Origin of the sequence: Neobacillus sp. B4I6 (genome assembly GCF_050434045.1) — a bacterium.
Classification (GTDB): Bacteria; Bacillota; Bacilli; order Bacillales; family Cytobacillaceae; genus Neobacillus.
Map to the genome: position 1 here is coordinate 1,618,331 of NZ_JBNPWB010000002.1, position 19,041 is coordinate 1,637,371.

24 protein-coding genes and 1 other annotated feature are annotated in these 19,041 nt (G+C 38.2%); of the genes, 17 read left to right on the top strand and 7 right to left on the bottom strand.

Annotation, left to right across the window (positions count from 1 at the left end):
* The first annotated feature begins 304 nt into the window (after positions 1-304).
* From QF028_RS10070 to QF028_RS10115, 10 genes are all read left to right on the top strand, one after another.
* Entirely contained in the window at positions 305-1,030 is a 726-nt protein-coding gene (locus QF028_RS10070; RefSeq protein ID WP_429465075.1) for an amino acid ABC transporter ATP-binding protein, read from the top strand.
* A 24-nt stretch (positions 1,031-1,054) separates the two neighbouring features.
* Positions 1,055-1,846 carry a transporter substrate-binding domain-containing protein gene (locus tag QF028_RS10075; RefSeq protein ID WP_429465076.1) on the top strand — a complete coding sequence of 264 codons (792 nt, stop codon included), beginning with the start codon at positions 1,055-1,057 and terminating at the stop codon, positions 1,844-1,846.
* Positions 1,847-1,899: 53 nt separating this feature from the next.
* Positions 1,900-2,604: an amino acid ABC transporter permease gene (locus QF028_RS10080; protein ID WP_429465077.1), complete on the top strand. Its 705-nt coding sequence runs from the start codon at positions 1,900-1,902 to the stop codon at positions 2,602-2,604.
* 407 nt (positions 2,605-3,011) lie between these two features.
* Positions 3,012-3,182 carry a branched-chain amino acid transport system II carrier protein gene (locus QF028_RS10085; RefSeq protein ID WP_429465078.1) on the top strand — a complete coding sequence of 57 codons (171 nt, stop codon included), beginning with the start codon at positions 3,012-3,014 and terminating at the stop codon, positions 3,180-3,182.
* The gene (locus QF028_RS10090) at positions 3,131-3,685 is read left to right on the top strand and encodes a branched-chain amino acid transport system II carrier protein (RefSeq protein ID WP_429465079.1); all 555 of its coding nucleotides are present in this window, start codon (positions 3,131-3,133) and stop codon (positions 3,683-3,685) included. Before QF028_RS10085 ends, QF028_RS10090 begins: the two co-directional genes overlap by 52 nt.
* Positions 3,686-3,746: 61 nt before the next feature.
* Positions 3,747-4,691 carry an amidohydrolase gene (locus QF028_RS10095; RefSeq protein WP_429465080.1) on the top strand — a complete coding sequence of 315 codons (945 nt, stop codon included), beginning with the start codon at positions 3,747-3,749 and terminating at the stop codon, positions 4,689-4,691.
* A complete protein-coding gene (locus tag QF028_RS10100) occupies positions 4,688-5,368 on the top strand; it encodes an amidohydrolase family protein (protein WP_429465081.1) in 681 nt (226 codons plus the stop codon). Before QF028_RS10095 ends, QF028_RS10100 begins: the two co-directional genes overlap by 4 nt.
* 150 nt (positions 5,369-5,518) lie before the next feature.
* Complete coding sequence (locus QF028_RS10105) at positions 5,519-7,117, top strand: amidohydrolase (RefSeq protein ID WP_429465082.1); 1,599 nt, start codon at positions 5,519-5,521, stop codon at positions 7,115-7,117.
* Positions 7,118-7,240: 123 nt separating this feature from the next.
* Positions 7,241-7,487, top strand: a binding site (T-box leader).
* Between the two features lie 90 nt (positions 7,488-7,577).
* Positions 7,578-8,843, top strand: coding sequence for a threonine ammonia-lyase IlvA (gene ilvA / locus QF028_RS10110; protein WP_429465083.1), 1,266 nt, complete (start codon positions 7,578-7,580; stop codon positions 8,841-8,843).
* Positions 8,844-9,109: 266 nt separating this feature from the next.
* Positions 9,110-9,829 carry a YebC/PmpR family DNA-binding transcriptional regulator gene (locus QF028_RS10115; RefSeq protein ID WP_429465084.1) on the top strand — a complete coding sequence of 240 codons (720 nt, stop codon included), beginning with the start codon at positions 9,110-9,112 and terminating at the stop codon, positions 9,827-9,829.
* Positions 9,830-9,904: 75 nt separating this feature from the next.
* Here the strand turns inward: QF028_RS10115 and QF028_RS10120 are convergent, their stop codons facing one another.
* Positions 9,905-10,816 carry a DMT family transporter gene (locus QF028_RS10120; RefSeq protein WP_168244135.1) on the bottom strand — a complete coding sequence of 304 codons (912 nt, stop codon included), beginning with the start codon at positions 10,814-10,816 and terminating at the stop codon, positions 9,905-9,907.
* Positions 10,817-10,998: 182 nt separating this feature from the next.
* Between QF028_RS10120 and QF028_RS10125 the strand changes: the two genes are divergently transcribed.
* The gene (locus tag QF028_RS10125) at positions 10,999-11,385 is read left to right on the top strand and encodes a hypothetical protein (protein ID WP_429465085.1); all 387 of its coding nucleotides are present in this window, start codon (positions 10,999-11,001) and stop codon (positions 11,383-11,385) included.
* A 103-nt stretch (positions 11,386-11,488) separates the two neighbouring features.
* On the top strand, positions 11,489-12,004 hold the full coding sequence (locus tag QF028_RS10130; RefSeq protein WP_429465086.1) for a YbaK/EbsC family protein: 516 nt from the start codon (positions 11,489-11,491) through the stop codon (positions 12,002-12,004).
* A gap of 96 nt (positions 12,005-12,100) precedes the next feature.
* On the opposite strand, the gene QF028_RS10135 is transcribed toward QF028_RS10130, so the two are convergent.
* Positions 12,101-12,529: a VOC family protein gene (locus QF028_RS10135; protein ID WP_429465088.1), complete on the bottom strand. Its 429-nt coding sequence runs from the start codon at positions 12,527-12,529 to the stop codon at positions 12,101-12,103.
* Positions 12,530-12,706: 177 nt separating this feature from the next.
* Between QF028_RS10135 and QF028_RS10140 the strand changes: the two genes are divergently transcribed.
* Entirely contained in the window at positions 12,707-13,036 is a 330-nt protein-coding gene (locus QF028_RS10140; protein ID WP_429472261.1) for a hypothetical protein, read from the top strand.
* Between the two features lie 227 nt (positions 13,037-13,263).
* On the opposite strand, the gene QF028_RS10145 is transcribed toward QF028_RS10140, so the two are convergent.
* The gene (locus QF028_RS10145) at positions 13,264-13,656 is read right to left on the bottom strand and encodes a hypothetical protein (RefSeq protein WP_179195849.1); all 393 of its coding nucleotides are present in this window, start codon (positions 13,654-13,656) and stop codon (positions 13,264-13,266) included.
* A 247-nt stretch (positions 13,657-13,903) separates the two neighbouring features.
* Here QF028_RS10145 and QF028_RS10150 point away from each other — a divergent pair, with 247 nt between their 5' ends.
* A complete protein-coding gene (locus tag QF028_RS10150) occupies positions 13,904-14,296 on the top strand; it encodes an SET domain-containing protein (protein ID WP_142292176.1) in 393 nt (130 codons plus the stop codon).
* Positions 14,297-14,559: 263 nt separating this feature from the next.
* Positions 14,560-14,907 (top strand): c-type cytochrome, encoded by a 348-nt coding sequence (locus tag QF028_RS10155; protein WP_429465091.1) that lies wholly within the window; start codon positions 14,560-14,562, stop codon positions 14,905-14,907.
* Between the two features lie 127 nt (positions 14,908-15,034).
* On the opposite strand, the gene yyaC is transcribed toward QF028_RS10155, so the two are convergent.
* Positions 15,035-15,631, bottom strand: coding sequence for a spore protease YyaC (gene yyaC / locus QF028_RS10160; protein ID WP_429465093.1), 597 nt, complete (start codon positions 15,629-15,631; stop codon positions 15,035-15,037).
* Between the two features lie 176 nt (positions 15,632-15,807).
* Between yyaC and QF028_RS10165 the strand changes: the two genes are divergently transcribed.
* Positions 15,808-16,245, top strand: coding sequence for a GNAT family N-acetyltransferase (locus QF028_RS10165; protein WP_215001327.1), 438 nt, complete (start codon positions 15,808-15,810; stop codon positions 16,243-16,245).
* A 129-nt stretch (positions 16,246-16,374) separates the two neighbouring features.
* Positions 16,375-16,599, top strand: coding sequence for a hypothetical protein (locus QF028_RS10170; protein ID WP_429465095.1), 225 nt, complete (start codon positions 16,375-16,377; stop codon positions 16,597-16,599).
* Positions 16,600-16,647: 48 nt separating this feature from the next.
* Here QF028_RS10170 and QF028_RS10175 read toward each other — a convergent pair whose 3' ends face one another.
* From QF028_RS10175 to treR, 3 genes are all read right to left on the bottom strand, one after another.
* On the bottom strand, positions 16,648-17,265 hold the full coding sequence (locus tag QF028_RS10175; protein WP_429465097.1) for an RraA family protein: 618 nt from the start codon (positions 17,263-17,265) through the stop codon (positions 16,648-16,650).
* 230 nt (positions 17,266-17,495) lie between these two features.
* Complete coding sequence (locus QF028_RS10180) at positions 17,496-18,173, bottom strand: SOS response-associated peptidase (protein ID WP_429465099.1); 678 nt, start codon at positions 18,171-18,173, stop codon at positions 17,496-17,498.
* Positions 18,174-18,313: 140 nt separating this feature from the next.
* Entirely contained in the window at positions 18,314-19,027 is a 714-nt protein-coding gene (treR, locus tag QF028_RS10185; protein WP_429465101.1) for a trehalose operon repressor, read from the bottom strand.
* Positions 19,028-19,041 lie beyond the last annotated feature (14 nt).

Below are 19,041 nucleotides of genomic sequence, written 5' to 3' on the forward strand. Positions count from 1 at the left end.
GTTGAAAATGATAAAAGGTATTATCAGAAAATTCTAAAGCTAAAAATAATTTATGTTTTAAAATTTTAGGAGAGTTCTAAATGATTTTTAGCATTTTAGCATAGATAAGCTATTCCTAATTGACTAAATAATTTTAAAATTATAAAAATTGGCACGGGAATTGCATTAATAAATAGTAAATAGGTAAAGATCTCATGTTGATAAGGAGGTGTTTAAAAAGTTAATCAACTGCAAAACCACAGTTGATAAGAATTTACATATATAACTAATTTCCATAGTTTCGTAGAAAGGGGGAGAGCAATAAATGATTCAATTGAAAAATTTGGTAAAATCCTTTGGCTCCTTAACCGTATTAAAAGGTGTCGATTTAACCGTTAATGAGAAAGAAGTTGTTGTCTTAATAGGGGCGAGTGGCTCGGGAAAAAGCACTTTACTCCGCTGTTTAAATTTTTTAGAAGTATATGACGAGGGGGAGATTCAGATTGAAGGAGAACCAATCGTTCCTAATAAAACAAATCTGAATAAAGTCCGTGAAGAGGTTGGCATGGCTTTTCAACACTTTAACTTATTTCCTCATAAAACAGTTCTAGAAAATATTATTGAAGCACCCATCTTTGTGAAAAAGAGAAAAGTGGACGAGGCAAAGCAGCACGCCTACGAATTACTAGAAAAAGTAGGATTAAGAGATAAAGCAGATGTCTATCCAGATAGCTTGTCAGGCGGGCAAAAGCAAAGGGTAGCAATTGCGAGAGCACTTGCGATGAAGCCGAAAATCATGCTCTTTGATGAACCAACGTCAGCGCTAGATCCTGAGTTAGTTGGCGAGGTGCTGCAAGTTATGAAGCAATTAGCAAATGATGGGATGACGATGGTGGTCGTTACCCATGAGATGGGTTTTGCACGTGAGGTTGCAGATCGGGTGGCTTTCATGCATGATGGACAAATTTTGGAGCAAGAGCATCCGAACAGCTTCTTTGATCATCCGCAAAATGAGCGAACAAAACAGTTTCTAAATAGCATTTTAAAATAAATAAAAGAAACAGGGGGCAATAAAATGAAAAAGAAGACGATTGTCAGTTTAATGTCTGCTATATTAATGATTTCCATCGTTCTTGCGGGATGTGGCTCAGCGAAGGAAACAAACACTGCTGAGAAACAAGAAGAATTTGTTTATGCCATGAGCGGTTTATTTAAGCCTTTTAATTATAAGGAAGATGGGAAACTAACAGGTTTTGATGTTGAAATTGGGGAAGCTTTGGCTAAAAAAATGGCTATGAAACCAAAAGCAATCACCTTTCCATTTGAGACCATTATTCAAGGACTTAGAGATAAAAAATTTGATGCAATCCTTGGAAGTATGACAGTAACGGAAGAACGTCAGAAAGCTGTAGATTTTACGAATCCCTACTACAAATCTGGTTCAAGAATTTTTGTAAGTGCTAACAATACTGAAATTAAGTCGAAAGCAGACTTAAAGGGTAAGAAAATTGGGGTTACACCAGCAACAATCTATGAAAAGCTAGCAAAAGAGTTAACTGATCAGGAAAAAGTCATGGCTTATTCTCAAGGGGATATGACTGCTTTAATGGACTTAGCGACAGGGCGTGTTGATGCAGTTATCTGTGATGATATTTTTGGTAAAGTGGGCATTACTCAAGGTGACTTGAAAATTAAGGCAGTAGATGAATTACTACAAGTAGATAATCAAGCCATCGCAACGAACAAAGAAGAAAAAGAACTAACTAATAAAATCAACAAAGCATTGGACGAAATCATTGCAGATGGAACTTATGAAAAGATTAGTAAAAAGTGGTTTGGCTACAATCTTATGGAAACAGAGAAATAATGCAGGTTGAATCAAAAAATAATAATTAATCTGTTGACTGGATGGGATTTGACATGCTAGAAATTTTTCAATCAAACTATAGTTCATTATTTGATGCATTATTAGTAACAATGAAGGTAACCGTTAGTTCACTTATATTAGGAAGTATTATCGGCCTTGTGTTTGCCTTCTTTTCACTCTCTAATATTAAATTCCTAAACCTCATTGCGCAAGGTTATTTAATCCTCGTTCGTGGAACGCCTATGATAGTCCAAATCTGTATTCTCTATTTTGGAATTTCGTCCATCTTAACGTTACCGCAATTTTGGGCAGGGGTCATCGCCTTATCCGTTCACAATGGGGCATATATATCGGAGATCTTCCGCGGTGCCATTCAATCGATTGATAATGGTCAGATGGAAGCAGCACGCTCACTTGGGATGACGTACAAATTAGCGGTGCGAAGAATTATTTTACCGCAGGCCTTCAAGCGGGCTATACCCTCACTTGGAAACCAATTTATCCTTTTGCTGAAAGAATCAGCATTAGTGGCCTATATTGGTATGACAGATTTATGGGGTGCAACCATGTCAATTGCTGGAGCCAATTACCGGCCATTGGAAACCTACATGGTGACCGGCTTGTATTATCTTATTCTTGTTGGGATATTCACTTATATCTTTCACAAATTAGAGGCCAAATACAGCCCAGACACTAAGAAAAAGGTAAAAGCTACTCGTGCCGTAGGTTCCAAATCGACAAGTGTAATTGAACAATAGCGTTTAATTGTTAGAGAATTGGATGAAGTTGGAATGTATCCCCAATTCCTTTCTTAAAAGAATGTCCTCAATTATGAGGGCATTTTTAATTTTGTGAAACTTATGGTAAAAATATTTTTACAAAGTTAAAAATATTTTACACTTATTCATCCTTCCTAGATGTTTACTAATATAAAGAATCAAATAATTAAAATACTTTTTCACTAATTTAATCTTAGAAATAGATTTTTACAAGGATTATAAAAATTTACAAAAATTTATTTTGGCATTCAAAAAGTTGGCACAATTATTGCGAGGTTTATGAATAAGGTTGCAATTATTTTTAAATTCAAAATATTGTAAATGGTTCCATATCTGTTAAATTTCAACAACTGTAGACGATTTCAATAATTTAAGGAGTGCATCGTATGAAAACCAACAAGATTTACCTTGATAGTCTCATTTTTGGTTTTGCCTTTTTCGCCGTATTTTTCGGGGCTGGGAATTTAATTTTTCCGCCATCGATCGGGTTTGTTTCGGGGACAGATTGGCCAACCGCTCTCGCAGGTTTTGTTCTTACTGGAATTATCCTGCCCTAACTGGAACGATTTTCTTGGCTGTTTCTGTTGCCTTAGCCTGCCTTACAACGGCGATTGGGATTACAGCGTCGATTGCCGATTTTCTCAGTCAATTGACCAAAAATAAAGTAAGCTATCGTATTTGGGTGCTAGTCATTTGTATTTGTGGAGTTTCAGTAGGCCTGCTTGGGGTCGAAAAAATTATTAACTTCGCGCTTCCACTCTTCTTGGGGCTCTATCCAGTATCGATTGTAATAGTATTCCTTGGCGTCTTCCGTAAATATATCCCAAATACAGGGGCATACAAAGGGGCCGTCTTGTTAACGGTTTTAGTTAGCTTGTTTGAAATGTTAGGAGCCAATGGATTAAATATAAAGCTTGCTAATGATTTGGTATCAATGATTCCGTTAAGCAGCAAGGGGTTCGCATGGCTTCTACCAGCAATCATCGGATTTATTGGAGGAGCATTGCTTCATAGGGCAGCTGCACGAAAAGATGAAATAGAAATGGATTTAAGTGCGTAACTGAAAAATTATACAATCAAAACAACTTGCTAGAGTTTCAGAAAGGGAGTAAGAGAAATCGATGACTAACAATAAAAAGACTGAGTGTACCTATATTAATGGAAAGATTTTTACAGCTAATTCTGATAAACCGCATGCAACCGCGATGATCGTTCGTGATGGTAAGGTAGCATGGATGGGCAGTCAAGCTGATTTGGAAAAAATTGAAGGTGAATGTGTCGATCTTCAGGGCCTTAGTGTGCTGCCAGGCTTAATCGATGCTCATCTACACCCATTGTACCTTGCTAATGCATCCAAGCAAATAGCTTGTACGCCTCCGCTTATTCATTCCATTGAAGATTTAATTAAAGAGATTAGAAGTTTGCGCGGTGCTCAAGGGGAGGATAAATGGGTTGAAGGCTGGGGATATGATGAAGGAAAGTTGCTGGAAAGACGTTCACCCACACGCTGGGATTTAGACCAAGCTGCTGCAGACGTTCCTGTTATTATTACACGGACGTGTGCACATATTGTGGTTGTAAACAGCAAGGTTTTGGAATTAGCAGGAATTACAAGGGATACACCTGAAGTGCCAGGCGGTCAGATTGACAGAGATGAAGACGGTGAACCCACTGGCATTTTACGTGAGAATGCCAAGGACCTTGTCACTCGGATTATGCCTGTGAAAACACTCGAAGAGAACGCTGAAATACTTGCCGAGTTAAGTAATGTGCTGCTCTCACATGGAATTACAGCGATAACCGATGCTATGGGCAGAACGGAACCAACTGATTATTTGGAAATGTATAATGATGCAGTCAAAAAAGGACTAAAGCAACGTACAGTACTCTACTATATTTGGGAAGATTTAAAGAAAAAACCGATCTTGGAAAACGAAAAAACTAGCCTTGAAAACCAAATCCATATTGGCGGGGTTAAGTTATTCTCAGATGGAAGTGTATCCGGCCAAACCGCATGGGTAAATCCGCCTTTCTTAGGTGAGGGGGAGAATATGGGATCCAAATGACAACCGAGGAAGAATTATTGGCGGCAGCAGAGGCAGCAGAGCAAAATAATGTTCAGCTGGTTGTCCATGCCATGGGTGAGCAGGCAATTGATTTAATTGTTGACACATTTTATGGAAAAAAGGGCTGGCTTACAGATTCCCCTTCGATCAGAATTGAACATGCGGCTATGCCAACACCACAAGCATTAAAACGTGCAGCGGAAACCGGAATTGCTTTTGTTACCCAGCCAATCTTCTTATTTGCAGAAATTGAAAGCTACCATAATAACCTAGGGGCCGATCGAACAAAAAAGACCTATCCTGTACAGTCAATGTTAGAAGCAGGAATTAAAGTTGCCTTTTCATCAGATGCCCCTGCAACGGCATGGGCCGATCCGGTGAATCCATTTGTAGGTATAAAATCGTCTGTTACACGCTTGGCCTATGACGGGACGGACACGGGCCAAGAACAAAAAGTAGATTTAGAGACAGCTATCATTCTTTATACTAGGGCCGCTCAAGAAATTACCCGTATTCCGAAGGTTGGACAGCTGGCACCAGGATATCATGCCGATTTTATAATACTTGACCAAGATATCTTTGAAGTGAGCCCTGAGAAGATTGACGAAATACAGGTAGTGGAGACATTTATGGGCGGAAAATCCGTTTATCAAAAAGAGGCAGCATCTTTATATTAATAGAGTTCGATTTGGTCGTAATTCCCAGATTCTATCTCTAAAGAAGGTAGAATCTGGCTTTCCTCCATTTCTAATTCCAGAACTTAGTAGTTTTACACATTTTTTTCAATATGGTAAAACAGAAATATAATAAAGGAAAGGGAGAATATTATGACAAAGTCAATTTTTACAAATGGGACAATCTATACTTTGGACCCGAATCAACCAGTAGTGGAATCTGTTGTCGTTGAGAAAGGTAGAATCGTAGATATAGGGTCTCACCACGAAATGATCCTACAATGGGGCAGAAATGGGTCAAACATTATTGATTTACAGGGGAAAATGGTTACGCCGGGTTTGATCGATAGCCACTTGCATCTTTCAGGTGTAGCCTTCAACTTTTTAGACCTGGATCTCACAGGAGTTCAATCGAAAAGCGAAATGCTCGAAAAGATTAGGGAAAAGGCGAATACCGTTGCGCCTGGAAAGTGGCTTGTCGGAATGGGCTGGGATGAAAATCTCTTTACAGAAGGAACAATTCCTACCATAGATGAGTTAGACGTTGTTGCACCACACTGTCCTGTTTATCTAAAACGGATTTGTCACCATGCATTTTTAGTGAATAGCAAGGCACTTGAAATGAGTCAGTATCATCCAGAAATTAATATTCCAATAGGAGGAACAGTTGTACTTGATCCGATTACCAAAAAGCCGACAGGAATGCTGCTCGAATCGGCTTCCCAGCTGATAACAAAAAACATACCAGAGCGATCCTATCAAGAGTTAAAGAATGGCTTACAGCAAGCGATGCAATTTGCGGTAAAGAAGGGACTAACAAGTGTACATACCAATGATCCTGCTTATTTAGGCGGTCTGGATTCAACGTATAAAATGTATGATGAATTAATTAACCAGGAAGGCCAAGGTTTACGCTGTAATCTGCTCATTGATTACCCCTATCTTAATCTATTGAAAGAAAGAGGAATGTATGCAGGCTATGGAAATGACAAACTACAAATAGGAGCGATAAAAATTTTTGCTGATGGAGCATTTGGGAGAAGAACGGCGCTCCTATCAGAGCCCTATCACGATAACCCGAGTCAGTTTGGAGATGCCATGTATGACCAAGAAACCCTTTATCAAGTGGTTAAAGAGGTACGAGAACACCCCATGCCACTAGCTGTCCATACGATTGGAGACAAGGCTTTAGAAAATGTTCTAGATATACTGGATCAATTTCCAAAAGTGGACTACCGTGATCGGATTATTCACACATCCCTGGTTCGGAATGATTTAGTTCAGCGTTTAGTAGATATGAGCCGGATTGCTGATATTCAACCAAGGTTCGTGGTAGGTGATTATCCATGGGTGAAAGAAAGAGTAGGCGAAAAGAGGGAGCCCTATTTATATGCATGGAAAACGTTACTTGAATCGGGCGTTTTGTGTGCTGGCGGTTCCGATGCACCCGTTGAACCTATAGCCCCTCTGCTTGGAATTCATGCTGCGGTTACCCGTAGAACTCCTGGGGATCTACATGAAGGCTGGAATGCCAAAGAGAAACTCTCAATGCTTGAAGCCGTTAAGCTTTTTACAGTTGGGGGTTCATTCGCTACCAATGAAGAAAATCTTAAAGGGACGATTTCAAGAGGTAAGCTAGCGGATCTAACGGTTTATTCTAATAATTTATTTACAATAGAGAATCCTGAAGAACTACTCAAAACTGAGATTGATATGACGATCATCGGTGGCGAAATAAAATATAAAAATTAAGGGAATGAAATAGGCGAAAGAACCCTAAAAACAATGTAAGCGCTTTATAATTAACAAAATAATTAAAATAGTCAAAAAATATTGACAAGTTATTTTTTCAATGGTACCCTTATAAAAATTGAAGATGAATCAATGATGAGAAGAGTAGATTAAGCCCTTGTTCTACAGAGAGTCGACAGTTGCTGAAAGTCGATGTCAGGACGTATTCGAAGATCATCTCGGAGATGTGTAGCTGAAACTGTTAAGTAAGCTAGACCGGAAATTCCGCCGTTACAATGGAACACGTACTTAGAATGGTACGTTGATCGAGAGCCGCAGTGATTGTTTGTTGCGGAAGTAGGGTGGTATCGCGAGTTAACTCGTCCCTATACTATGGGGGCGAGTTTTTTGTGTTTAAAAAATGTATTTATTCTTATGAAAATTTCTTTATGGATGCAAAAAATTAGGAGGGAAAAGGAAGATGAATCAACAAGTTGATAAGAAAGTGTTTAATGTGGAGGATATTATTATTGCCAGCCATACTATTAAGGATGTTATTTCGCCAACTCCCCTGCAATACAATCACTTGTTGTCAGAACGATACGGCTGCCATGTCTACTTAAAACGAGAGGATTTACAAAGCGTTCGTTCCTTTAAAATCCGCGGGGCATATAATCGAATTAAGAAACTTAATGAAGATGAGTTAAAGAATGGAATTATCTGTGCAAGTGCAGGAAACCATGCGCAGGGGGTTGCTTATTCTTGTCATCTCTTAAATATTCATGGGAAAATCTTTATGCCAAGTACAACACCAAAGCAAAAGGTAAAACAAGTTAAATTTTGGGGAAAAGATGATGTTGAGATTGTTTTGGTTGGGGATACCTTTGACGATGCTTATGAAAAAGCAAGGGAATGCAGTCAAGAGGAAAATCGGACATTTATTCATCCCTTTGATGATCCCGATGTGATTGCTGGACAAGGGACGGTTGCCGTTGAACTGCTCAATGATTGCTCTGAAAAAATTGACTATCTGTTTGCCGCAATTGGCGGAGGAGGGCTTTTGTCTGGGGTCGGCACGTATTTAAGGCACTATTCTCCAGAAACTCAATTAATTGGTGTCGAGCCACAAGGTGCACCTGGTATGAAGGAATCATTTTTAAAAGGGGAAGTTACCTCATTGAAAGAAATTGACCCGTTCGTGGATGGCGCAGCTGTGAAGACGGTGGGATCAATGACCTTTAGCATTTGCAAAGAAATCGTTGATGATATTCTTGTTGTTCCGGAAGGAAAGGTTTGCACAACATTATTATCGTTATACAATGAAAATGCCATCGTTGTGGAGCCTACTGGAGCCCTTTCTGTAGCAGCCTTGGATATGTATGCAGATGAAATTAAGGGCAAAACTGTTGTCTGTATCGTAAGTGGCGGGAACAATGATATTGGTCGGATGCAGGAAATCAAAGAGCGCTCAAAAATTTATGAAGGACTGCAGCATTATTTTATTGTCCAATTCCCGCAACGCCCGGGTGCGTTACGTGAGTTTTTGGATGATGTCCTTGGACCAAACGATGATATTAGCCATTTTGAATATACGAAAAAGAATAATCGAGAAACAGGTCCAGCCTTGGTTGGAATTGAACTAAAGGATAAGGAAGACTACACACCATTGATTGAACGAATCAAAGCGAAGGGCTTTTTATATCGCGAAGTCAATAAAGATAGTACTCTGTTTCAAATGCTGGTTTAATTTTCTAATGCTATTAAAAAGGTCGAAACTCATCGGTTTCGACCTCTTTTTGTCATTTAATCTATACTAAAAGCAATTTCTTAACTGAATTTAAGTAATAGACTCTTAACAAATGATGCAATTACTGTATAATATTATTTGTCAATGATAGAAACAATCAAATAAGAAATGAACACTTAATTATTATATGGAACATGTCTTGAAGTAGATCTAGTTTCATATTAATAATTTTGTGTAGATTCAAAAGCGGAAAGAGAGTGTTCATAATGGGACGTAAGTGGAACAATATTAAAGAAAAGAAAGCTTCAAAGGATGCAAATACGAGCCGTATTTATGCGAAATTTGGGGTTGAAATCTATGTAGCTGCTAGACAGGGTGAACCAAATCCTGAATCGAATCAAGCTTTAAAATTTGTTTTAGAGCGTGCAAAAACATACAATGTACCCAAACACATTATTGACCGAGCAATTGAAAAAGCTAAGGGCGGTTCTGAGGAAAGCTATTCTGAACTTCGATATGAAGGCTTCGGTCCAAACGGGTCGATGGTTATTGTTGATGCCCTGACAAACAACGTGAACCGCACGGCTTCCGATGTACGTGCTGCATTTGGTAAAAACGGCGGAAACATGGGAGTAAGTGGATCAGTTGCTTATATGTTTGATGCAACCGCTGTTATCGGCGTCGAAGGAAAAACGGCGGACGATGTACTTGAATTGTTGATGGAAGCAGATGTTGACGTACGAGACATTATTGAAGAAGATGAGTCGGTGATTGTTTATGCTGAGCCAGAACAATTCCATGCCGTGCAGGAAGCATTCAAAAATGCGGGGATTACTGATTTTACTGTGGCTGAACTAACGATGCTTGCACAAAATGAAATCGCCCTTCCTGAAGACGCACAAGCTAAATTCGAGAAACTGATTGATGTATTAGAAGACCTAGAAGACGTTCAACAAGTCTACCATAACGTTGATTTAGGTGAGTAAATATGAAAGCAGACCTTTGTAGGTCTGCTTCTTTTATTTATTTAGTGGTGTCAGGCACCATTTTTATAGCTGTGATTACCGTTTAACAGCAGATAAAATAAAAATAGTAGAAATAATTGAAATGGACCCAATCCATTCGGCGGGGCCGAATGATACTTGGAGCCAGGCTACGGCTAAAAAGGCCGCTGATAATGGCTCAACACAAGCGAGAAGACTTGCTTCAGAAGCACGAATGTATTTCAGGCTTTCCATAAAACAAAAAAAGGCGATTAATGTACCGAAAATAATTACAAAAACTACAGCTAGAAAGGACGTTAAGCTCCAATGGCCTTGAAACTTCCATGGAGGATGAATCAAGCTAAAGCCAATCCCACCGATCATCATTCCCCAACCAACAGTAAGAAGCGACCCCCATTTATTCAACAAACTTCCAGGATAGAGTGTATAAAAAGCGAGTGCAAAAGCAGATAGAATTCCCCATGTAAAGGCAGAGGATGAAATGGAGAGTGAATGGATATTACCCTTCGTCACGAGTAGAAAGGTTCCGAAGATGGCTAATCCAATCGCAATTACTTCATGTATTTTAGGTAATTCCTTTGCACGAAAACTTAAATAACAGACAATGATCACTGGTGCCAGGTACTGCAAAACGGTTGCCGTTGCTGCATTTCCTTGTTCGATAGCAGCGAAATACGTATATTGTACGCCAAACATGCCAATTACACCAAAGATTACTAGGCGGAAGATATCCTGTTTATTTCTCCAAATGGCCCAGATATTCTGTTTCCCCACCGTATGAGAAAAAAATAACAAGCCAAAACCTGAAAAAATCAGCCTGTTAACAACTAGCCAGTTGGTACTAAATCCTTGTTGATGAAATAAGTATTGAGCGACAGTTCCTGAAACACCCCAAAATGTCGCCGCAATCAGCACTAAAAAAATGCCTTTTATCCTTGGGGAGGACATTACTGCTACTTGCGAATTCATTTGATCCCTCCATTATGAAACAATACTAATGTCTTAATTTTTTAAATATAACAATGATTATATCACTTCTTAGGAAACAGTTTAAAAAACTTAAGGAAAAATCAATTTTAATCGAAGGATTATGGGAGGGAAGTAGCGAATAAAGAAAATATATGTAAGAAGTTGAGAGGAGAAGAGAACTTATGGTCTATAAGAAAGCTGGTCATGCAGATTTGATGGATCAAATAGTAAGTGATTCCCAATTAGCTGAGGAAATCAAAAAGCACCCACGATTCGGCAAACCCATTCCATCCCTTCTATTTTCTGGGGATGTCTATTCCAATTTCCTCAACACAGCTAGCGATGTTGGTTATCTCCCGCCATTTGTAATTTTACAAAAGGAAATCAGACTTGAGATTTCTAAAGCCATAACATTAAAAGAACTAGAATCCGCTGAATTTGAAATAATGAACTTGATAGATGCCATTAATGAAAGAATCCTGAAATATAACTCGATTTGTCCTCCAAAGATGAAAAAAGGAAAAATTGATTTTGACAATATTGAAAATCTATATAAAATTTGGGAATAAAAATATAAACATTACCAAACTTACTGGTATAAGACGTCTTTTCGCTTTATCCCTTTAAAGTAAGATATTATTCTAATAATACGTTAGGGAAAGGATGTATAAGATGTCATTGGAAAGTGTGAAGGCCCATTTTAAACAATGGGATCGTGATGGAGATGTAATGGAATTTGATACCTCGAGTGCCACAGTGGAACAGGCTGCCGAGACCATTGGAGTAGCTTCAGCTCGAATTGCGAAAACTTTATCTTTTAGAGGGAGCGATGAAAAAGCTATTTTAATTGTTGCTGCAGGTGATGCAAAAATTGATAATAAGAAGTTTCGTCATCAATTCGGCTTCAAAGCAAGGATGCTCTCACCAGATGAAGTTCTCGAACAAACTGGTCATGCCATTGGCGGTGTTTGTCCGTTTGGGCTGAATAATGAGCTTGAAGTCTATTTGGATGTATCAATGCAGCGCTTCGAGACAGTTTTCCCCGCTTGTGGCAGCACGAACTCTGCAATCGAATTAACGAAAGATGAATTATATCAGTATTCATTTGCTAAAGAATGGATTGATGTTTGCAAAGGGTGGGGACAAGACGAAGAGCAAGCAAAATTAAGTCAGCAAATCGAGGCTTAACGGTAATCTTAGGAAGCGTATGATGCCCTTATAAAAAATTCAAAATAACCAAAAAAGGACCGGGCAAATTTGCCCGGTCTTCCTTATTAAACCCAATTACATTACGCTTTCGCCATTATCATAATTAAATAGCCATTCAATTCCAAACTTATCTTTTAGGGAGCCGTAGCATTTGCTCCAGAATGTTTCTTGAAGCTCCATGACTACCGTGCCGCCTTCTTGAAGTTTGTTAAAATAAGATTTAATTTTATCCAAGTCCTTATTTACAATAGCAAGGCTAATGTTGGTACCTGTTACAAAAGGCATTCCAGGAAAAACATCAGAGAACATGACGTTGCTTCCATCAATGTTCAGTCGTGTGTGCATAACCAAGTTTTTTGCTTCTTCTGGAAGTTGATATTCTGGGTTCGGAGGTACTTCCCCGAAAGTCATAATTTGAGGTTTTTCTGTACCAAAAACCTCCGCGTAAAACTCTGCTGCCTCACGACAGTTTCCATTAAAATTAAGATAAACATCAACAGACATTTGCGATAACCCCTTTGTAATAAATTTCAATGGTAATTTTACCATTAACTGGAACAATATCAAATTCTTTGAGGACTTATCTTCAATTAGGCTATTATAAATAATTTTGTAACTGCGGGAATACAATTTACAATAATCATATTTTGAATTTTTCAGTTTGAAAGAGGGTATTGGGTGATGAAATTCAAAATACATCGATGTAATTGTCGAAAGCTTTGGTCTATTCAAACCAGAAAAACAAAGTATACCGCATGCTCCGTTCTTTTAGTTGGAAGTTGGAGTACAGAATTAAAGCCCGAAAGGAAATATAACCCAAAGGGATTTGTTACCACACATGGAAAACAAGATATCATTGTGAACCCACCAATAGAAGCCGTTAAGAAATATGAAAAAATAGCAAAACTGATTTATGACAAAAAAAATGTTAATTTCAACGTGAACGAAGGGGAATCTTTATTTTTTGCCGAAGATGGAACTTGTTATATTCTTAAAAAGTTAATGAATTAAAGGAAACCTAATACTCCAAATGCTTTTGAACAAATTCCCTAATTTCGTCAATCGCCTGTTGACCTTCTGGAATAGCAAACGTTTGAAAAACATGCCACATTTCATCCCATACTTTAAAAGTAACTTCGACATCTTTATTGCTTCCTAAATTCCTCCATTAATTTACAACGATTTTATGAACAAAGACCCCTGCATCAAAAGGGTAGATGAGGGGTCTTTATCATACCTTATCTTGGTGTGATTGGTTTCACTGAAATAGCAGGGGAGCTAGTCGAAATTATGCAGCCCTCTAAATGATCGGGATTTAATAAGCCTAGGTTAAGAGCGGCTTTGATTTTTACATCATCTGGTTTTTTCACGACTTGGATAAGTTCATTCATCTGTAATTCTTCTAATCTTTTAATGGTTTCAACCTCGTCATATTTTTCTGTTTTTCGTATTTGCCGTTGAAGCTTATAGCCGCTTATGGTAATTTCACCTTTATGATTAGATCCTACTAGATTATTAAAGTAATTTTGAAAGGCATCCTTTAATTCATTCATTTCCATTTCTATTTCTTTTTTCTGTTTATTCAGTTCGTAATACTTAACCAACATTTCTCCTGTAATCAAGTTCCCCATGTCCCCGCCTCCTGTTGCGAACGTATATTCCTATTTTATGTTTTCCTCTTCAAAAAAATGACCTATTCACCTAAAGCTGTGAAGAATATCTTTTGACAGTTTTTTGATGATTGTAGTTTTATCTGTCTTGGTGTCAGGCACCAGCGAAAAATGTGTGGAAAGAAAAAACATTTGCTTTCTTCTGTAGATAATGGCAAGCTATATTATGATTAAAAACTTTAATGGAAAGTACAAATAGGTGATTAAGATGATTGAGATTAAGACTTCGAAGCTTAGTGATGGGGAATTAAATAGAGGGGTATTTGCGACTCGTGATATTGCAAAAGGTGAGCTGATCCATGAAGCACCCGTTATTCCTTATCCTAATGAGGAGCATGTTCATATAGAGAAAACACTGCTTGCTGATTATGCATTTGAATATGGGATTAACCACACCGCACTTCTTTTAGGATACGGGATGTTGTTTAACCATTCATATGAGCCCAATGCTACATATGAAATTAACTTCCCGAATCACACGTTTGATTTTTACGCGTACAAAGATATCAAAGCAGGGGAAGAAATCCTTATTAACTATAATGGTGAAGAGGATAATAATGATCCACTTTGGTTTAATAAAGATGAATCCGAAAGTGAATAAATGAAAAAAGGATAGATAAAGGCAGGTTATCTGCTTTATCTATCCTTTTTCTTTACAAAAAAACTCACTCAGTTAAAAAAGTCTTACAGTGGAATCCAAATAGAAAATTAAGTATCTTTACCATAGTATTTATGAAGGAATAATCATAGGACTTTAGAAATAATATGTCATAGGGCATGTTTATTTTTACCTGTGAGATTGCCAGTAGGCCTCTATTTCCAATATGAAGGCAATCCCGAGGAAACCAAAAAAGGGGTGGCAGGTTGAAAAAGATTTTTGGTTTGGGATTATTTATTTTAATGATTTGTTTATTGAGTGCCTGTAATGATGATGACACATCAAAAGAACCGTCTAGTAAACCAACAAGTGAAACCGCTAGCACCGTTGCAGGGGATGACATCTTTCAAAAAAGCTGTATTACCTGCCATAGTTCGGGTGACATTACTGGTGGTCAAGTAAAACTGGATTCAACGAAAATTCATGCCGATTTTCAAAAGAAAGAGGATCTTTATAGTTTTGTAGAAAAGAAGATGCCTAAGTCCGCTCCAGGTTCATTATCAAAAGAACAATATGATGCCGTTGTTAATTATTTATGGGATCAAAAGGAATAGTAAATGAAGGAAGATAGTAGTCCGGAGGAACCTCCGGGCCATTTTTTCATTCTCTCTTGAAGTGGTTCGTTTCAATTAATTGAAATATCTGGTATTATAAGAAGTGTCCCTAAATCGACCCCATCCATTACCAGCAATTATGCAAAATCGGATGGAGCGAAGGATATTTGTAATATTGCCTAACAGCTAGTGATATCCCTTTGGCAATATTTGTTGCCATAGTGAAAATTAGATGCAGATTCGTGGAAAGGAGAGAGCATTCCAATCGCGGATCATTTTCCTGTACAACCCCCATAATGCTGCAATCTCCCATCGGAGGAAGTTTTTTTCCTAATCCCGCCCCAGGCAACAATGAACCGTCACGAACAACAATAGTGTGAACGATTCTTTCAGACCCTAGAACACTATCAATGGCAATGACAAAACTATTTTGGGGCAGGGTCCGAGAAACCTGTGGGATAAGCGTTTGTGCATCTAAGGGAGATTCAAGGTTTCCGATTACTGATAAGTGTTTGGGGTATAGATTATGTAGTAAGGTACCCACAAATGGACCTAGACTGTCACCACTTATGACATTTGAACCAATCCCTATTACGTAAATATGTTCTGTGCCTTCCGGAATGAGAGAATGTAATCTGTCTCGAATGAATAGTGGTGCTAGCCTATCATTAAAAGGTATAATTCTTTCAGACAAAGCGTGCCTTACGTCTATAGAAGCGTTCATGTCTATTTACCCCCAAGCAAAATTATTCTACAGAGTTGAACAAACGACCAAATATCGTGGTTCAATAATAATGATTTAATATTCTGCATTTACTTAAGATTATCCTTCTGTAATATTGTGAATTTCACTCAATCTCGTAGATTAGTAAATTATTCTTAACTAGGAGGAATTAAAAATTGATTATCCAAAAAGCAACTATTAGTGATCTCGATTCGTTGACGGTATTGTTTGATTTATATCGGGTATTTTATGAGCAAACGTCCGACTTGGAGGGCGCACGAGAGTTTTTAAAAGCAAGAATACTGAACAACGAATCCGTTGTGTTTATGGCTGTTGATGGGGAACATCCCGTTGGTTTTGTTCAGTTATATCCATCCTTTTCTTCTGTTAGCATGGTCCGATCATGGGTATTAAATGATTTATATGTGAAGGAACAATTCCGCGGAAAAGGTGCTGGGGAAAAATTAATACATAAGGCGATTTTGTTTGCAGAGGAAACAGGAGCAAAAGGAGTTATGCTAGAGACAGGCAAGGAAAACATTACTGCCCAAAGACTCTATGAAAAAATTGGTTTTGAAAGGGAATCGAATTATTTTTATTATTTCTCTATATGAAAAATAAGGTAGGTGTTTGTTCTCTCCAAAAGTGTTACTAATATTCGTTATTTTTTCGAATTTCTTTCATATTATGAAGCATGTAATCTGCTAATCTGAGAGTAAAGTAATGTAAGGAGATGATCATTCATGAAAAATTTAGCCGAAGCAAATGATGTTTTGACCGGAAAAGTGTATATGGTTGAAATGAAAGATGGGGAAATCAGTTCCTTTCGATTAATGGGCGAATCATCCACCCACTATATTTTCTCTTATTCCACTAACGAAACGGTAGAGGTTTTTGAAAAAGCAAAAAATGAAGTCCTCGGCATTTTTGAGGTTCGGGAATGGTGGGACACGAAAGGGAGCGAATAAGATAATAGCTAACCCCAGTTCCGTATGGAAAAGGGGTTTGTTAGTTTTTTACCTATTAATGAGTTCATCTAAATGTTTCATAATAGCCTCACGATTACCAGCTATACGCTCTTCTCTAATCTGATCGTTTTTTAATTTTTCGTGGGACTTTTCCAATACAGCTTGTTCGACCATTTGTGGAATGACCACGACGCCGTCCGCGTCCCCAACAATGATATCGCCTGGATGTACTGTCATTCCGCCGCATGAAATCGGAATATTAATCTCTCCAACTCCTGCTTTACCACTTGCTGCAACGGTAGTACCCCTCGAGAAGACGGGGAAGTTCAAGTCCTTGATTCCAACAATATCACGAATGACACCATCAACTACGATTCCACCGACTCCAAGTGTTTGAGCCATGCCAACAACAAAATCACCAGCAATGGCACGATATGGATCTCCTTTAGCATCAATAACTAAAATATCCCCTGGTTTTGACGCACGGATTGCCTTTAGGACGGCAAGATTATCACCGCCAGGAATCTTCACCGTTAAAGCTCTTCCAGTAAGCTTATATTCTTCTTTTAGAGGTTTAATCGCAGGGTGGAGGTTATTTAAGCCATCCATCGCATCGGATATACAAGTTGTTGGCAGGTCATAGAATTTTTTTACCAGTTGGTCCATAGGAAATCTCCTCTCATTTTTTACTCTCCTTACCGCCATTATAGCTCGGGTAGCTACACTTTGCCCATTTTTTTCCACAAAAAAAAGAAAGTGGCCGATTACCACTTTCTAAAGAAGGAAAACTTTTATGGGTTAATACATGATATGTAGAACCTTGGACGTGCATGTAGTAAACATGTCCATATGGAAAAAATATTTTTAAAAATTTAAGCATATTTTTTTAAAAAGTACTAACAAATCTTTTGAATAAGCTCAACGTTGTTATTTCTCGGTGAGTTTACTAAGGAAGATACTTCGTAAGTCTCCATTAAGTTTTCATCAAAGGGGATAAGTAGTTTTTTTAAATCATTGGTATCAGAGACGGATGGATCCAGCCATGTTTTTTCATCTTCTGGCTTCAAAATAACGGGCATCCGATCATGAATATCTTTCATTAGTTCATTGGGTTCGGTTGTTATCACAGAACAAGTATAGAGCGTTTTTCCTTCAGGTGATTTCCAAGACTCCCAAATGCCCGCCATGGCAAACAGATCATCGGATTTTAGTTTAATTCGCATCGGGGTTTTACTTTTATCTTCATGTCGTTTCCATTCATAAAAACTATCGGCGATGACTAGGCAACGCTTCTTTTTGAAGGCTGTTCGGAAGCTTGGCTTTTCCGATAATGTTTCTGCTCGGGCATTAATCATCTTATGGCCAATGGAAGCATCCTTTGCCCATGGCGGGACTAAGCCCCATTTTAAAAATCCCATCCGATTTGACTTGCCGTCATTAATCACGGCAAGTACGGCCTGAGATGGAGCAATATTATAACTAGGAGCATAATTTTCTTCTTCAAGAAAAGATATAATATCGAAACGATCAATGATTTCCTCGAACGTAGCTGTTAACGTGAATCGGCCGCACATACTATTTTCACCTCAAGATTTTGGTTACGTCTATTGTAACAAACATCATGGACAAAATCCTTTTAATACGAAACTCTAAATATGACATGAAGAAAAAAAAGGAGACCCCCGAAATTGGATTGGAGGTCTCCTTACTGAAATCAATGGGATCTGCGAGCAAAATCTACAAACCGAAATTTATCAGGCCGATGCCTTGATTCCGTAAATTGAAAGAGGGTGGCATCATCTAAATAAACATAGTTTTTTATGACGACTACATTGTGAAAGCCTTCAAGGTCTAATAGGGAGCGATCCTCGAATGAAGGTTCTTCCACGACAATTTCTTTTTTGGCAAAACTAATGGTAAGGTTTAATTCATTTTCAATATATTGGTAAATGGAATCCGCACAAATTTCTTCTGTTAGGGAAGGAACATGCTTTTTAGATAAAAAATCTTTATCTAAAATGATTTTCTCTCCGCCCATTTCCCTTGTACGAACTACCTTCCATACCAGGTCCTTACTTCCCAGTTGTAGCTGCTGCCTGACAAAACCATCGGGCTTGATTAACGAGAGCTCGTTCACAATCGTTTTTGGTTTACTGCCCATTTTATTTGCCAGTTCTTTAAAACTAACCAGCCCCGAAACAGGAAAATCAAATTTGCTGATGTCGATCACGATCGAACCTTTTCCTCTAACTTTTTGGATATAGCCATTTTGCGAAAGCAAATTTAACGCCTTTCTAATCGTTTCTCTCGATGTATCGAATTGATCTTTTAATTCGTTCTCAGAGGGAAGAAGCGTCTGTGGCGGAATTTCTCCACTTTTTATTTGCTCGACAATAATGTTGTAGATCGTTAGGTACTTGTTCGTCATTATGACATCTCCGT